The 17,032-nt window shown below is 40.2% G+C and carries 12 protein-coding genes; 6 read left to right on the top strand and 6 right to left on the bottom strand.

Going from position 1 to position 17,032, the window contains the following annotated elements; translation table 11 throughout:
- Nucleotides 1-64: 64 nt before the first annotated feature.
- Nucleotides 65-2,209, bottom strand: a complete 2,145-nt coding sequence (gene fusA / locus ESA94_RS15470) for an elongation factor G (protein ID WP_129131845.1) — start codon at nt 2,207-2,209, stop codon at nt 65-67.
- 516 nt (nt 2,210-2,725) lie between these two features.
- Here fusA and ESA94_RS15465 point away from each other — a divergent pair.
- Nucleotides 2,726-4,084 carry a hypothetical protein gene (locus tag ESA94_RS15465; protein WP_129131844.1) on the top strand — a complete coding sequence of 453 codons (1,359 nt, stop codon included), beginning with the start codon at nt 2,726-2,728 and terminating at the stop codon, nt 4,082-4,084.
- A gap of 138 nt (nt 4,085-4,222) precedes the next feature.
- Here the strand turns inward: ESA94_RS15465 and ESA94_RS15460 are convergent, their stop codons facing one another.
- The 3 genes from ESA94_RS15460 to ESA94_RS15450 all read right to left on the bottom strand — a co-directional run bounded on the left by ESA94_RS15460 (nt 4,223) and on the right by ESA94_RS15450 (nt 6,990).
- Nucleotides 4,223-4,738 carry a hypothetical protein gene (locus ESA94_RS15460; protein ID WP_129131843.1) on the bottom strand — a complete coding sequence of 172 codons (516 nt, stop codon included), beginning with the start codon at nt 4,736-4,738 and terminating at the stop codon, nt 4,223-4,225.
- Nucleotides 4,739-4,954: 216 nt separating this feature from the next.
- A complete protein-coding gene (locus ESA94_RS15455; protein ID WP_129131842.1) occupies nt 4,955-5,719 on the bottom strand; it encodes a T9SS type A sorting domain-containing protein in 765 nt (254 codons plus the stop codon).
- Nucleotides 5,720-5,742: 23 nt separating this feature from the next.
- Entirely contained in the window at nt 5,743-6,990 is a 1,248-nt protein-coding gene (locus ESA94_RS15450) for a hypothetical protein (RefSeq protein ID WP_129131841.1), read from the bottom strand.
- A gap of 367 nt (nt 6,991-7,357) precedes the next feature.
- Here ESA94_RS15450 and ESA94_RS15445 point away from each other — a divergent pair, with 367 nt between their 5' ends.
- The 5 genes from ESA94_RS15445 (at nt 7,358) to ESA94_RS15425 (ending at nt 13,690) form a co-directional block, all read left to right on the top strand.
- Nucleotides 7,358-8,020: a hypothetical protein gene (locus ESA94_RS15445; RefSeq protein ID WP_164972761.1), complete on the top strand. Its 663-nt coding sequence runs from the start codon at nt 7,358-7,360 to the stop codon at nt 8,018-8,020.
- A gap of 205 nt (nt 8,021-8,225) precedes the next feature.
- Entirely contained in the window at nt 8,226-8,981 is a 756-nt protein-coding gene (locus ESA94_RS15440) for a DUF4595 domain-containing protein (RefSeq protein WP_129131839.1), read from the top strand.
- Between the two features lie 36 nt (nt 8,982-9,017).
- Nucleotides 9,018-9,767, top strand: coding sequence for a hypothetical protein (locus ESA94_RS15435; protein WP_129131838.1), 750 nt, complete (start codon nt 9,018-9,020; stop codon nt 9,765-9,767).
- Between the two features lie 143 nt (nt 9,768-9,910).
- Nucleotides 9,911-12,898, top strand: coding sequence for a ligand-binding sensor domain-containing protein (locus ESA94_RS15430; RefSeq protein WP_129131837.1), 2,988 nt, complete (start codon nt 9,911-9,913; stop codon nt 12,896-12,898).
- 18 nt (nt 12,899-12,916) lie between these two features.
- Nucleotides 12,917-13,690 carry a LytR/AlgR family response regulator transcription factor gene (locus ESA94_RS15425; protein ID WP_129131836.1) on the top strand — a complete coding sequence of 258 codons (774 nt, stop codon included), beginning with the start codon at nt 12,917-12,919 and terminating at the stop codon, nt 13,688-13,690.
- A 56-nt stretch (nt 13,691-13,746) separates the two neighbouring features.
- Here ESA94_RS15425 and ESA94_RS15420 read toward each other — a convergent pair whose 3' ends face one another.
- Both ESA94_RS15420 and ESA94_RS15415 read right to left on the bottom strand, forming a co-directional pair.
- Complete coding sequence (locus ESA94_RS15420; protein WP_129131835.1) at nt 13,747-15,150, bottom strand: T9SS type A sorting domain-containing protein; 1,404 nt, start codon at nt 15,148-15,150, stop codon at nt 13,747-13,749.
- A gap of 22 nt (nt 15,151-15,172) precedes the next feature.
- Complete coding sequence (locus ESA94_RS15415; protein ID WP_129131834.1) at nt 15,173-16,729, bottom strand: complement C1q domain-containing protein; 1,557 nt, start codon at nt 16,727-16,729, stop codon at nt 15,173-15,175.
- Nucleotides 16,730-17,032: the final 303 nt, after the last annotated feature.

Genomic DNA, 17,032 nt, shown 5'->3' with positions numbered 1-17,032 from the left:
ATATCGAAAAAAGCCCCGACAATAAATTGTCGGGGCTTTCAAATATTAGGAATACTACTTACAATTAAGCATTCACTTTACCTTTCACCTTCGCAATTACCTCTTCGGCAACGTTATTTGGTGCTGGTGCATAGTGGCTGAACTCCATTGTTGAAGTTGCACGACCAGAAGATAATGAACGGAGCTGAGTTACGTAACCGAACATTTCGCTTAACGGAACTTTTGCTTTAATTACCTGTGCATTACCTTTTGTATCCATACCTTCCAGCATACCACGACGACGGTTCAAGTCACCTGTTACATCACCCATATACTGATCAGGAGTTACAACTTCCACTTTCATGATTGGTTCAAGCAATGTTGGTTTTGCTTTGCGTCCAGCTTCACGGAAACCGCTTCTTGCACACAATTCAAAGCTCATTGCATCAGAATCCACATCATGGTAGCTACCATCAAACACACGGATCTTCATATCAACCATTGGATAGTTGGCCAATACACCGTTGCTCATTGCATTTTCAAACCCTTTTGTAATAGCAGGAACAAATTCTTTTGGAATCGATCCACCAAACAAATCGTTTACAAACTGGAATTGTTTACCGCTGTTTTCTTTCAGCCATTCTTCATCTGCAGGTCCGATCTCGAATACGATATCAGCGAACTTACCACGACCACCCGATTGTTTTTTCAACACTTCACGGTGCTCAACAGTTTGTTTAAATGCTTCTTTGTAAGCCACCATCGGAGCACCTTGGTTTACTTCCACTTTAAACTCACGCTTCATACGGTCTACAATGATCTCTAAGTGAAGCTCACCCATACCACTCAATACAGTCTGACCTGTTTCTTCGTCAGTCTTAACACGGAGTGTAGGATCTTCTTCAACCAATTTAGAAATCGCTAAGCCCATTTTATCTACGTCGGCTTGTGCTTTTGGTTCAACCGCTAAAGAGATTACAGGCTCAGGAATGAACATGTTCTCTAAAGTGATCGGATGATTTTCATCGCACAAAGTATCACCGGTTTTGATCTCTTTAAAACCTACCGCTGCACCAATATCACCTGCTTCAATAAACTCAACAGGGTTTTGTTTGTTTGCAAACATTTTCATGATACGGCTGATACGTTCTTTCTTACCGCTTCTTACGTTCAATACATAAGAACCTGCATCCAAATGACCAGAGTAACAACGGAAGAACGCCAGACGACCAACGAAAGGATCGGTCATGATCTTAAACGCCAATGCAGCGAATGGTTCTTTTGCATCAGGTTTACGAACTAATTCTTCGCCTGTATCAGGATCAGTTCCTTTGATCGCTTCAACGTCAACAGGTGAAGGCAGGTAACGGCAAACCGCATCGAGTGCAGTTTGTACACCTTTATTTTTGAAAGAAGAACCGCACATCATCGGTACAATTGAAAGATCAATTGTTGCCTTGCGTACAGCTTCATGAATTTCTTCTTCAGTAATGCTATCCGGGTTGTCGAAGAATTTCTCCATCAACTGATCGTCGTATTCTGCAACAGCTTCTACCAGTTGCGCTCTCCATTCTTTTGCTTCTTCCACCATGTCAGCAGGAATGTCGATCTCATCGAACGTCATACCTTCTGTTTCCATGTGCCAGATGATCCCTTTCATTTTAATCAGATCCACCACACCTTTAAAATCATCTTCTGCACCAATTGGCAACTGAAGAGGAACGGCTTTAGAACCTAACATTTCACGTACCTGCTTAACAACATTTAAGAAGTCAGCACCGCTACGATCCATTTTGTTTACGAAACCGATACGTGGTACATTGTAACGGTTTGCCTGGCGCCATACAGTTTCCGATTGTGGTTCTACACCATCAACCGCACTGAACAAAGCGATCAGACCATCCAATACACGCATAGAACGCTCTACCTCTACAGTAAAGTCCACGTGACCGGGAGTATCAATAATGTTGAAAGAATATTTCTTTGTGTCCGGAGTTTGCTTACCCAATACAGTTGGGAAGTTCCACTGGCAGCTTACTGCCGCAGAAGTAATAGTAATACCTCTTTCTTTTTCCTGCTCCATCCAGTCGGTTGTAGCTGCACCATCGTGCACCTCACCAATACGGTGAATCATACCGGTATAGCGGAGGATACGCTCAGTAGTTGTGGTCTTACCGGCATCAATATGCGCCGCAATACCAAAGTTTCTCTGAAATTTTAAGTCTGCCATGACTGTTTTTGTTTGAATGTTTATCGTTTAAAAAATCGTGATTTATATTTTGTGAAATCGCCTTACGTAATTCTGTTCAACCACATCGGCGTCGCACTCTTGTACTCTATGAATTCTATTGAACTGCTATCCCCTGTTTGGAGACATTCTGCCCGTAGGATACACCTGTTAAAAGGTGAGGGCTGATATGTAAGATTTATACTCTCATACGATGCCAATCAATTTCGAACCCCATATCCGCTATTCAAATGCACCCTTTGGTTGGAAACTTTGGCGGCGCAAAAGTAGGGATTTTTTTCAAACCTCAACCAAAACAGGTACAGGAAAAACTCCTGTTTGGGGCTCGCCAACACTCAGGCACTTAGCCTTTTGCTTTTCAAGTTTCTGAACCCACCTCCAATCCCCTCGCTTATTTGTCTCTTTTTCTTTTATACGAACGGTCGAAATCGTGCAAACGATTGACCCTGCTTTTGCATTTCCACAGCGGTTTACTTTGCTGCAAATTCTTCTAAACCAATGACCAAAGCTTTCTTTTTCACCCTTTTGCTCGGATTATACGGCAGCCTGCAAGCGCAATCGATCGGCGATACGGTTCGTCCTTCCCGAACCGAAATCATCAGTCCAATTCACAAAACCAGTTTTAATAATAACGGTGAATGTGCCGAACGTAAACAAGGTGGCAATGCCCGTACGGTAAATGGCTACCTGGTTTTTGATGGTTCCATGGATGGCAACCGCCAGGTTGATCCGCAAATTGCAGTAGGTGGAGGCTATATACTTCACGGAACGAATAACGGTTTGGTTATTTACAATAAAAAAGGCGAGTACCAGCAAGGCATTTCACAAAAGTGTTTCAACAACGGTATCGATCCGAAACTGTTTTTTGATGCGCATAACCAGGTGTTTGGTTTTGATCTGTGGGTGTACTGGGATTCGGCAAAAATAAAACCGGTGAATGTTTCTGTTTCTGAAACCAACGATCCACGAGGCGCATGGAACACCTACCCTGTTCCTGCACCCAAAGGTGTTGATGGTGGCGGTATTGGTTACAGCAAAAAATGGATCGGTTATTCTTTCCCCGGTGGAACAGAAAGAACATTTGTATTAAAAACGGCCGATGCAAAATCGGGCAAGCCGGCAACAATCTATCATTTCAACGGCAGCCTTGGACATCCTGTGTACGGACAAGACGGAACGGATGATATTTATTTCTTCGAAATTGTTCGTGATCAGTTTGTCATTCGCAAAGTAACAGAAGCAGCTGACGGTACACCTGTTTGTATTTTGGTAAGCAGCAAACCGCATAATTTAAAATATGTTGGTGGTCCACCACAATCGCCGCAATACAACACGCAACAAAAAGTTTCTTCCGGCGATCGTAATCCGAAGAATCTGGTTTTGCAAAGTGGCAGCATCTGGTTTTCGCAGGCTGTTAATTGCGAAGGCCGTTCTGCTGTACAATGGCACCAGGTAAATGCAACAGATGGAACTATTGTACAAACCGGTTTAATTAAAAGCGATACAACCAACTATATTCAAACAACCATTGCTGTTAACAAAAACAAAGATGTGCTGGTTGGTTTTCAGGAAGCAAATGCAAACATGTTTGTAAGTCCACGTTTTGCATACCGTAAAGCAAATGATGGGGCAGGCACTATAAAAGAAATTGTTCGTGCAGGCGAAGGTAAAGGCGCAGCAGATGGCGTAGCCTGGGGCGATTACAGCGGCAGTGTTGTTGATGGCGATAATCAACTCGACTTATGGACCATCCAAAGTATTGCAAACGAAAAAGGCCGTGGAGAAACGGTGATTGTACAAGTGCCTTTTACAAAAAGCAAAGCCAGGCAAAAGAAAAAACACAAGGCAAAGAAATAGTGCCAACCTTTGAAATACATAAAGCGAACAATCTACTGTTCGCTTTTTTGTTTGCTGTAAATAACAAAACGGCGCCTGGAAAAGCGCCGTTATCAATCCAAAACCAAGAACCATTAATGAGAATATTTTTAATTACCGTTAAGGCATATCGATCATGTGAATTGTAACCTTGTTTTCAATTCTGCCTGTACCATTCTTATCCCAAAACACAACGGATACATTGTAATCTTCGTCGCTTTGCATTGGCAAACCTGTATTAACCGTACACTTCAGCATTTGTGCATCTTCTTTTTTAAACCGGTCTTTGTCTGCAAACAAATCATCATCCTGTAACAGCACTTCTCCTTTTTTATTGCTGATGGTTAGAGCACAACCAACCTGCACATATCCATTTTTCTCTGTCAATCCTTTAATGCCGTCGTTTGCTAAAATAAACTGCTCTCCTACCGGAATATCTGTATGGTTGAGCACTTCATTATTCATAATAAGTAACACATTACCGGGCTCCATATTTTTATAGCTTGCCGATAAGCCCGTGTTGAAATCTTTTTTTATACCTGCAGTATTCATTTTACTGCATGACACAAGCAAGAATAAAGCTGCAATAAAAAGAAAGAAGGTTAGCAACAAGTATTGTTTATTAAGATGTTTCATGATTAGCATAGTAAGGTGATGTTTTCTTTCTGACACAAAGAAACAGCGAAGAAGAATGTTGTAAAAACAAAACAGGATCAACAGTTCGTTTTCATTATTGAAGTGTGCTTAAAAGCGAATAAGCCGTTTTAGAAGCTTGAAGACCGGCGCACACATTTTATTCAAAACAAGAAAGCCGCCTGTTGAAAGGCGGCTTTATCATTGTACATTGTTTACTTACTGTACAATTACTTTTTGCACTAAACCTGCATCACTTGAAAGTTTCAGGATGTAAGTGCCCGGTGCCAGTCCGTTGATTGTAACCGACACATTATCCTGAACGGCTACCGATTTTACCAACCGTCCATTCACATCAAACAGCTGCACTGTTTCCTGCTTTGCAATTCCCTGAACAACTACATTAAAATTGCCGACAGCCGGTATGGGCCAGGCTTTCAATACAACAAGCTTTGTATTATTGCCATTTACCAAACGAATAACAGAATACATAAACTTGCCGTCAATATCTTCCTGTTTTAACCTGTAATAAGTTTTGCCTGCATAATTGTTGGTATCAATATGCGTATAGTTTAATGGTAATGAGGAGTTGCCGTTTGCAGCTACCGATGGTACAAACCTGAGTTGAGTAAACTTGTTTTCGTTTTCTTTCTTACGCTCTACATAAAAGCCTTTGTTATCTATTTCCTGTGTTGTTTTCCAATCGAGCTGCACGTTGTTGTTGCTGATGCGTTTTGCATTGAACTCAAGACCGAGAACAGGAAGTGGTCCTTGCTGAATCATTATTGGTTGCAACACCCCTTGTGTAACAAGCATTCCGTTTGAAAGAGTTGTTGTAAAACTTTCACCGAGGCTAAACTCGAAATGAATGTTGCCTGCAACTCCTGATAGGCCGCTGCTGTTAGTTACAGATGGAGTAATGGTTTGTGCCTGCAGCAGGTTAATCAGGAATAACAGCAGCAGCAATAATTGTATTTTTTTCATACCTGTTTTTTTAAGTGCTGTTGTTATTTAATAAGATACCCTGCAAACTTGCATTTCTTAAGAATGGGATTACTGCCATCTTCGGTATTGGTCAACGTTTCAGCCCATACCTGGTCGCCTGCTTTTAAGAACAACACTTCATCAATTTTTAAACTGATCGTACCAAAACCAGGTTCCCATACGCCGTCATTTCCACTTTGCGTTTCAACGCCATTGCTTTTAACATACAGCCGCATGTATCCGTATTTAATGTTTACATCAAAATGATATGAATCAATCGTAACCTCAATATTAAATCGATACACGCCAGTTGTTGGAGCTGTAAAAGTGCTTGAAGGTGTTTGGTTGTAGAGTGTAAAATTGTTGCTTCCGTCATAATCCTGAACAGCCGGATGAATTTTATACTCAACATTGTTTGGAATATTTTGAAGCCCTCCCTGCGCTGCACCGGTTGCAAAAAAAGCAACAGGTGCTGTTGTTGCAGGTGCTTGCCATGTGGCATTACCATTTGCATCGCTTGTAAGCACTTTTCCTGTACCCGGATTAGTATTACCATCAAAAATCCGCAACCCTCCTTTTACAGAAAGTGCAACACCATCTCCGTTATTTATTGCAGAAATTCCAATATCGCTTGCAGAATTGGTCATACCTGTTACGCCCGTACCGTTGGGAGCATAACCAAATACTCCCATGCCGCTGCTTGATACAAAGTAGCCTCCTGTGCCTGTATTGGAGTTGCCGAATATTGCACGACCTGCTGTTGCATTTGCTTTAATGGCAGAAGATGTTGCAGTGTTATCGTTGTTTGCTATGCTAAACAAATCGGTTGTATTTGTTCCCGTTTTTGTGAATGGAAAAATAAGATCCTTTGCCTCTCTGCTGTGCAGCGCATAAGGTACGCTCAGCATTTGTGTTGCGCCGAGATTAGCAAATGGCTGACCATTAACGCTGATCTCTGTTTGCAGAAACTTAGTTCCTGCGCCCCAGCTGATGGTAGAAAAAAAACCAGATACGGCCTGCATACCTGAACTTCCTATCTGTATATTAAACAAACCAAACTGATTGGTGGTAACTGTTCTTGTTTCGCTGTATTCAATTGCTCCATCGGGAGAACCTGTACGGATATTTAAACGCACACTAACCTGTTGCGATGCATAAGCCACACCACTTGCATTGCGTGCAACCCCCTGGTAATTGATTAACTGTGGCGCCTGCGCCCAAACTGTTGCAGTAAACAGTAACAGAAAAATTGAAGAGAAAAGCTGTTTCATAAATAGATGTTTTGTGTTGAAGAATGAAGTGTTTTGTTATTTCACAGATCAAAAATGAAAAACAGGAGATCGGTTTGAAAACTTATCTCCCGTTGCTGTGTGGTTTTTCTGTTGAATAGTAGAAAACTGAAGTTGAATTGTAATGGGTTGGCAACTTCTTTCTTCGAAATCACTTCGCATGAGGTTCTCTACCTTTTAATAAATAAAACAGACCATTGACGCAGTAAAGTTTTTATCTGTACCGGTTCTGATACAATTTTACAGCCGCTAAAGGAAATTTATGAAAGTGATAACCATGTCAATAATAGCAGCTCTGCTGTTATTGAATTGCAGAAAAAGCATACTTGTGGCTGAAACAAAAACAGGAATGGCATTTACTAAACAATTGGCAACAATCGTTGAGAAAAATGGTAAACGCACCAATTTGTTATACGATCAAAATGGCTGCTTGCTGGCTTATGTTGCAAACGATGTAGTAAACTATTACAAGCCCGGTTACAATCGCTTTGTTACACAATTACTTAAAGAAAGTAATGAGAAAATTACCTACGAATATGCACAACAAGATGAATCGGGAAAGATCATTCAACTTGCCAGGTATACGAACGGTTTGCCAGAAAGCAGGACAGAATTCAGTTATAATGAAAATGGTCAACTTGCAAAAAGAACAATAAGTATCGATAATAATAAGCAAGAATTTGTGTATACCTATAAAGAAGGAAACCTGGTTAAAATACAGGAGTATGAAAATGCAATGCTAAAGTCAACCATTCATTTTGATCATTATCACAACCAACCTAATTCAATTGCAGTTGATCTTTTTGACTGGAAACAAATTGGCTTTGTAAGCGATGGGCATTTTGGTATGCCTTCAAAAAACCTCACTAAAAGTTTAGAAATAATTACGCCGGGCTCTCCAGCAATCACGCTTCAGTATGTTTATAAATCAGATGCGGATGGTTATGTTCGCTCAATGAAAATTGAAAGCAATGGCGAAATGTTAAAGCACTACAATTTTATTTTTCAATAGTTCAGTTCTCTTGGTAAGGCAGCCCGGTTTCAACCGGGCTTTTTTATGCCTGTTATTTTCGACGCTCCTTATTATTCTGTTTACAGATGAACGGGCTTCTACTACATGTTAACTGCAAATTCTTCCGGATTACTTTCTTATTTTTTTAAGAAGGACTTTGAAAAAGCATTTTTACATCCTATTTAAAAACATCAAATAAAAAATCATGAAACATCTTTTGCTGGTATTAACAGTTTCGTTATTACTATTCTCCTGTAAAAAGAACACGATCCCTTCACAGGAATCAAATACAAAAAGCAGTAAACTGGCCGAGTTCAGCTATAGTTACAATGGCACAACCCCAGAGGTTTACAAAATGAGTTACGATAACAATGGCCGGCTTACAACTTATCTTGACAGTGATCACAAATACAGTTTTTCATACACAAGTAATGCAAGTCTTATTGTTACAAGAAGCAAGCTCAGCGACGGTACAGTTGATCAAACAATTGAGTGTGTATTAAATGAAGCCGGTGCTATTACAAAAGCAGAATACAAGAACAATGGCAGCATCACTTACACCTACCTGTTTAGCTATGATGCGTCTGGAAACTTAGTGTCGCTGAAGGGAATTGGGAGCGGTAGTGTACACGAAAAGTTTTTTTCATACGAAAACGGAGTGCCTGTTTTATTAAAAACATATACTGGCGGGGTGCTTTACCGAACAGAACAGTATGTGTACGATAATTCAAGAATAAACAAATCAGGATTAGCCTGTTGGTATAACTGGCCTTCAGAGGTTCTTCATGGCAAACCTTTAAAGTATTATCTGAAAGAAGCAAAGGAGTATAATGCGAATGGCGAACTTATTAATCACAGGGTAAACAGCATTACACATGATGCAGCTGGTTACCCGGTGGCAGAAATTATGACTTCTATCCTAAAGAATACTACGCAAACCTATACGTACAAATTTCAATGACATTTTTAACTATTAAAAACACATAAACTATTTTTTATGAAAAAATTACTTTTTATTGCAGCCATTGCACTGCTTAGCAGTTGTAAAAAAGAAAAAACAGAAGGCCCTTCAGAACAAACACCTTTATTCACGAAGAATCTGATTAGTGTTACAGCTCCCGGCATGAGTGAGTGGGCAATGTTTTATTCAAACGACCGTAAACTGATGTCGTTTACCAATACGGACATGAAAGTATCGTACAAACCGGGTATTCCTTTTTCGGCTAAGAAAGCAGCATCAGGTTTTTTACACGAATATCAGAATGCAGTGCAGGATGCGCAGGGCAGGGTAACAAAGCTTGATCGCTATAATTCGGGGGGGCTTACTGCCACACAGGAATTTAAATACAGCGCAGAAGGGTATCTTGTTGAGCAGACAATAAAGGCAAACAGCTCGAATAGTTTTGCAAAATACGTTTATGAATACCAGGCGGGAAACCTTACAACAATGTCGGCTTACGAAGGAGGGATGAAAACAGCAATGTTTGTATTTGAATATTACACAAATCAGTATAACCCCATCCAAATTGATTTGTTTGATTTCAAGGGAGTTCAGTTTGTAACCGATGCACAGTTCGGAAAACAATCGAAGAATCTGTTGAAGAATGCGAAGATGCTCGCACCCGACGGACAAGTATTTTTTTCCATTGATCTGAGTTATACAACTGATGCTGATGGTTACATCAAAACCATCAGCCGGTCTTCAGGCGGTCAATCATCAACCGTTTATACCTGCACTTTCCAGTAACTGCAACTCTTTATTCTGGTAAAGCCCCGCATAAAAGCGGGGCTTTACGGTTTAACTTCATTTTCCTACACTTCAACTTTGTTTCTGCGGGTTTTTAAGCATAAATTTTCTTTTCACAACAGGAGTAATAAATTTGAGGATACATGAAACTCCTGCTTACTCTTTTTGCATTGTTTGTTCTGCTAACTGCACCCATTGCTCAGCAAAGCCGTTTCTTTTTCAGGAAACTAACGGTGGCGGATGGCTTAAATGATGGCGGCATTATGGCTGTTGCGCAGGATAGTAAAGGTTTTATGTGGTTCTCTACACGTGTTGGCCTTAACCGTTTTGATGGATTTGCAGTTAAAAGTTACAGCCATATAGCAGGCGACAGCACTTCTTTCCCCACTTCATTATCAAGAGTGATGTCGGCCGACAGCAGCGGAGGTTTTCTTGTTGGTCTTGAAGATGGCATGTTGGAATACAATGAAGCCTCCGATCGGTTTACCGCAATAAAAGCATTGGAGAATGTATGGGTTACACAAATTATTCCGGTGAATAAAACAACTGTTTTTCTCGGTACACATAAGGGACTGGTAAAGTATAACCCGCTTACAAAAAAAGCAGTGTTTTACCGGAATTATGCTGACAGCAGTTACAAACTGAGAACAAATAATATTGAGCGGCTGAACAGTCTTCTTTTTATTGCATCGAACAAAGGACTATTTGAGTTTGATATAAAAACAGAACGGATAACGAAGCGTTCGATCCCGTTGCTTGAAGGCGTTGGTATTTCTTCAGTAGCCATCGACAAACAACATCATTTCTGGATCATAGCAAATGGCAAAAATTCTCCGCTTAAATTCTCACCCGATCTGCAACGTTATGAAACATACGATCAGTATTTCGAATCGGGCAAAAACACACTGGTAAACATTACTTCACTGCTTACAGATCATAAAGGAAGAGTGTGGCTCACCACACAGCTCGATGGTTTGTTGTTGTATAACGAACAAAAAAACAGCTTCGACCGCTTTTTGCATGATCCTTTAAAAGTGTGGACGCCATCCACCAACCTGCACACATCTGTTTACGCCGATAGGGATGGTACGATGTGGGTTGGCGGAAATAATGGTGTGAACTATTTTGATCCTGATAGAAATCTTTTTCAGATAATACCGGCATTCAATACAGAACAGGATATCCGTAACCGTCGTGTAGCAAGGATTGCAACAGAAGATCTGAATGGCAAACTCTGGCTGGGTACAATAGATGGTGTGGTGCGATACGACCCTGTAACAAATGAATACAAAGAATGGAACAACAGAGAAGGCAGAACAGACATGCTTCATTACAATTCCGTTCGTGGTATTTTATGTGATGATGAAAACAACATCTGGATTGCTACCGGCAGAGGTATTAATCAATATCTGCAAAAGGAAAACAGGATGATCTTTTACACATCGAAAGATTCCATTCCTGCTTTCTTCTTTTTTTCAGCAGATAAAGATCGTGCAGGAAATTTCTGGTTCTCCAGCAGAGATGGTGATGGATTTTATTACTACAACACAAGTGAAAAGAAATTCCACAGCATAAAATCATTTCCCGGTTTACATGTGTTTGCAGGAAATGGTGGACGAAAAATTTTTCAAGACAGTAAGGGAAGGTACTGGCTCGGCTTTAATGGAACCGGTGCGGGCATGTACGATCCTGCAACAAAAAAATCATACAAGTGGCAAGCTTCTACTACAGGAAAAAATGGCATAGCAGGAAGCTCTGTTGTGGATATAACGGAAGATAAAAAAGGGATTATATGGATCAGTACGTTTACCGGTTTAACGGCTATTGATCCGGTTAACTTCAGCATCAGGAATTACAATCACAAAAACGGGCTCATCAATAACAGTATTAGTGCACTGGCGGTTGATGCATGGAATCGTTTATGGATGGGCACAGGCAGTGGCTTGATGATGCTCGACAGCAGCCGTACTTATTTTACTTCCTTTGGTTTACAACATGGGTTGCCTTCTGTTGAATTTCCGGAGCATGCTGCTTCCTTGCTAGCAGGGGGCGATATTATGATGCCAACGCAAAATGGGTTTGTTCGTTTTTCGCCAAAGAATTTCACGAAGGAGCACAATCAACTGGTTCCCTATTTTACTTCATTTACATTATCAGGCAAGGAGGAACAACCGTTGTTGCAGAATAAAATTGATTTGAAGTACGATGAAAACTTTTTCAGCATTGGTTTTGCAGCCATTAATTACCAAAATGCATCGGGCACCTGGTATGCTTACAAACTAGATGGCGTTGATGACGACTGGAAGTACACACAAAACCGTTTTGCTGATTATACAAAACTGCCAGGTGGCAATTATACGTTTCGTGTAAAAGCATCTGACGACCGTATAGAATGGAATTGCACAGAACAAACAATTGCAATTCATATCGACACGGTGTTTTATAAAACATGGTGGTTTCGGTTGTTACTGTTCTTAACCTTACTGGCAACAGGTTATGCCGTATACCGTTACCGTATTCATCAGCAGGAAAAATTATTACAGTTACAGGGTAAAGCACAACTGCTGGAAAAAGAAAAGGTGATGGTGATGTATGAAAGTCTGAAGCAACAATTAAATCCACATTTTCTTTTTAATTCACTCACATCACTGTCGGGCTTAATTGAAACCGATCAGAAGATGGCCGGCAATTTTCTGGAACAGATGTCGAAGATCTATCGGTATATTTTAAAGAACAGAGATGCTGAGCTGGTAAGCTTACGTGAAGAGTTAGCGTTTGTACAAACCTATATCAACCTGCAAAAAACAAGATTTAAAGAAGGCTTGCAGGTAAAAATAAATGTGGATGAAGATGAGCTGCATAAAAAAATTGCACCTGTTACATTGCAGAACCTGGTAGAGAATGCCATGAAGCATAATGTAATTGATCTTGACACACCACTGATCATAACCATTACAACAAGCGATGGATACCTGCATGTATCAAACAACCTGCAAAAGAAAAACATGGTGGAAACATCCAATAAGCAAGGGCTTGCAAGTTTGCAATCTTTGTATCACTATCTCTGTCGCCGACCTGTACAGATAGAAGAAAACAGCACTGAGTTTGTTATTCGTATTCCTTTGATCTGATCACATTAAAATAGTTATATGAAAGCAGTTATTATAGAAGATGAAGAAATTATTGCCAAAGTTTTGCAGAACAAGATCCGGAATGTTGATCCATCGGTAGAGATTGTTGAGATCATTCCCAGCCTGAAAGTGGCAAAGAAATGGTTTCTGAACAATGCAGAACCCGATCTGCTGTTTATGGATATTCAACTAAGCGATGGCGTGAGTTTTGAACTGCTGGAACATTTTAAACTCAACTGTCCCATTGTATTTACCACTGCTTATGATGAATATGCCATCCGTGCATTTAAAGTAAATGGCGTTGACTATTTGCTGAAGCCTGTTGATGAAGAAGAACTGCGCCGGGCAATTGATAAGTGCAAAGCCATTATTGAAAAACGAAATCCTGTTATTGCTGATTTTACCGAACTGATGAAGGCTTTGGCCAATCCGCAACAACAGATACAGAAGTACAAAGAGAAATTTATTGTCAACATCAGGAACCAGTGGATGCCGGTAAACACCAGTGATATTGCCTGCTTTACAAAAGAAACACTCAACTATATCTATCTCTTCAACGGTGAACGTTATATGCTCGATTTTTCTACATTGGATGATGTGGAAGAAGTACTTGATCCCAACAGGTTCTACCGTGCCAACCGCCAGTACATCATTAATATTGATGCAGTGCAAACAGTAAAGCCCATGGAAAATTCCAAGCTTACCATTCGTTTAAAAGATCCCAATCACAAATTTGAAATTGATATGAGCCGGGAAAAAGCACCCGTATTTAAAAAATGGTTAGACCGATAAATAAAAAGCACTCAATAGAATGAGTGCTTTTTTATAGACAGGATTTTGGGTTGCTTTTATTGTACCACAATTCTTACGGTTTCTGATCCTTGTACTTTCAAAATATAAACTCCGGCTCTTAATCCATTTATTTTTTCCTGCTGCATATTGAACACTTTAAATTGTTTCAACACTTTTCCATCTAATGTAAAGAGTGTAGCAGCTGTTTCTTTTTCAATACCACTCACCACAAACCAGAAGTTGCCATTGTTAGGATTTGGACCAACAGTAACTTTCATTGTTTCTGTTTCTTCTTCATCCATCATGCGATTGTTTCCAGGACCACCGCCACCATTGCCCTTTGTTGTTTTTCCCGCAACGCTGATGATTGGAGAGTAGCTGACGTTATTTGCTTTATCAACAATTTTCAAACGGTAATAAGACATCCCGGCATAAGCATTTGCATCTGTTGTTTGATAGGATAATGTAGAGCTGCTGTTACCACCCACCGCTTGTGAAGTGATAAATGTTTTGTCAGTAAAATCAACTTCATTGTCAAGTTTGCGTTGCACCTGGAAACCGCTCATGTTTGTTTCGGTTTGCGTTGTCCATTTCAACTGCACATCGGATGCTTTCTTTCTGCTGCCGCTAAATGTAAGCCCGGTTACTACACTAACATTTCCATTATCGTTGCCCAGCGTTTGCAGTGCCAAACTTGCTATTGCATTTTTCTCAACATAATTTGAAACTGTATTGGTGATCGTTCTCGATAGATTATTCCAATTGGTTCCACCATTTGTACTTTGATAGATAACAAGATTAGTTTCTGTTTGTGCATTTAATTCAGCATCAAAATAACTTAACCTTGCCGTTGCGTTGATGTTACTGTTGTTTGCAGGAACTATCGAGTAATAACGGTTGATGCTTCCTGTAATACCGGTACCGCTTTGTGCTGTGTGCCCCCTGCGGATGGTAACCGAACCGAGGTTAACCGGACTTGTAATAATGGCGCCGAGATTTCCCGGATTAATTTGTACCGGCGAATTCATGTTTTGAATGATCTGTACATAACCGCCGTTTATACCGGTAATCCTGTTTAACTCAGTTTCATTATTGAGGTAAGCAGATGAAGCAAGAAAAATATTTCTGCCGTTCATATCTAACTCACCTGATATAAAGTTGATCGAGTGATTGACATTGATGTTATTACCAAGTAAAATTTTTGAATTATTTGTTTTAACTATTTCCAGTAAATAAAATCCGGATGCACTGCTGCCGGCGATGGTAGAGCTTTGAAGCCCCGTGAATTTGAAGGTTCCGGTTCCGGCAGTAATGGCTCCATCATTTACCAGGTTCATATCCTGCAATACAACCGATGGGTTGCCACTGATGACCCAATTGGCACCCGTTTCTATTTTCAGTTGTGCACTTGTTCGCTCATACATGAGGAGCAAGAGCAACAGAGTGATGTAATGTTTCATAAAATATAATTAGGCGCTGTTATTAGAAAGGAAACACAAGATGTCCACTGAAGAAGTTTGAATAAACTGAACTTACAAATGGTGAAGGCAATGAACTTAAATTATATTGACGTGCAGCTACATATACTTTGTCGCCTGCAAGTAAAGTTAAATCGGTACTTACACTGGCTACTGTATTATCAACACTATTTACATAAGCCCCACCTCTTGCCATTTCAAATGTTTCTGTACCACGTTGCACCATGATCGATATTTCAATTTCTCTGAAATCAAACGTAATGGCAAACATGAATTCGAATTGTGCATCAAAATGGTAAAGACCGTTCAGTGGTACTGAAAACTTACTGGCAGTATTTTCATTGCTTCCGTTGTATAAAGTATATACACCACCAATATCATAACCTATAGAAGCAAAATCTACTTTTTTTCTGATGGCGTATTCACCGGGAGGCGAAGATGGAATCATATTATCTACACCGGTAGGATCAGCCATGCCTGCTGCTCTGAAAGCAATTTTTGGAACAGCTGCCGGAGGAGGAGGAAGCGTTTGCCAGGTTGCATTACCATTTGCATCGCTTGTTAATACTTTGCCTTCGCCTGGAGTTGTATTACCGCCTGCGATTTTAATATTACCATTTACATTCAGCGCTAAACCTGAAATGCTGTTTGCATAAATACCGGTACCGGAAATACTGCTTGCAGCCAAACCTGTTCCTGAAGTGCTGTACCCAATTACACCTGTTCCTGAAATAGCTTCACCCCTTACACCTACTCCACCTGAGTGTACACCATGCACACCATCGTATCCATTAGCCGATGATTCACCTTTAATACCTGCGCCTTTTGTTGAAATAGCGTGCACACCTGCTCCTGAACCGGAGTTGTTAACCAATACCGCATCTTTTGTGTTGGCCGTATTTGTTTGGTAGATCATTAGTTGCTCAGCAAGGTTATTACCTGCTACTTGCATATTGGGTGATGTTGAACTTGTGTTTGAAAGTTGCACACTCAATGTTTTTGCCAAACCACGGTTAAGCAGGTTCATTAACGTATTGGTATTACTTACATAATTATTCTCACCATGAAAAACAGTACCGCTATCAGTAAAAGCATTGATTGTTTTTGCACCGGGTCTGTTTGAATAACCAAACAATCCCCAACCGAATGCCCCTGTTGTTTTTGCACTGAGCGCCATACCAAATTCATTTGATGAAGTAGCTTCAATACCAGCACCGGTTCCATTATTGTTTACAAGAAATCCGGGTGTAGCTAAATTTATACTCTGTGTATACGGAAGTGCAAGGCCGCCACTTGTATATAAGTTTTTCCAAGTGTTACCGTCGTATACCCAAATGGTTTTTGTATCGGTATCAAATACCAGCAAGCCAAGTGCAGGGTTTTGAACAGCAGCACGCTGAGCTGATGTCATGCGTGGCATCATAAAACCTTTTGTTGTGCTCTTTACATCTAACAGAGCGCTGGCTGTTGCTGAACTGCCATCGTTGTTGATCGCTACATTTTGTGCCTGTGTAAAAAAGGCAACTGTAATTAGTGAACAAAGCAGAAATAACTTTTTCATTTTAGTTTGGTTTAATACTTTTTAGTAATTGGTGTTTGTTTTTTGTTTGCAGATCAAAAATGAAAAAGTAATTACCTGTTTAAAAGTTTATGCAGTTGATGTGACAATTTTCTTTAGCGATGTGATGTTGTTTTCAAATAAAATGCAGACAGCCAAACCGTGTAAAAAAACGGGTTTAAAAGAAAGATGCATCGTTCGTTTCAGGTATGCTGCAGCTCGTTTTGGTTTTTATGCAGTTCAATTCATTTTTCGGCATATCGCTCTCTCAAACTTGTAAACACCGCCTGTTTTATTTAGCTTTCC

The sequence above is a fragment of the Lacibacter luteus genome (assembly GCF_004118265.1).
Classification (GTDB): Bacteria; Bacteroidota; Bacteroidia; order Chitinophagales; family Chitinophagaceae; genus Lacibacter; species Lacibacter luteus.
Note: the sequence above shows the minus strand (reverse complement) of the source record. Positions and strands in the feature narration are given on the sequence as shown.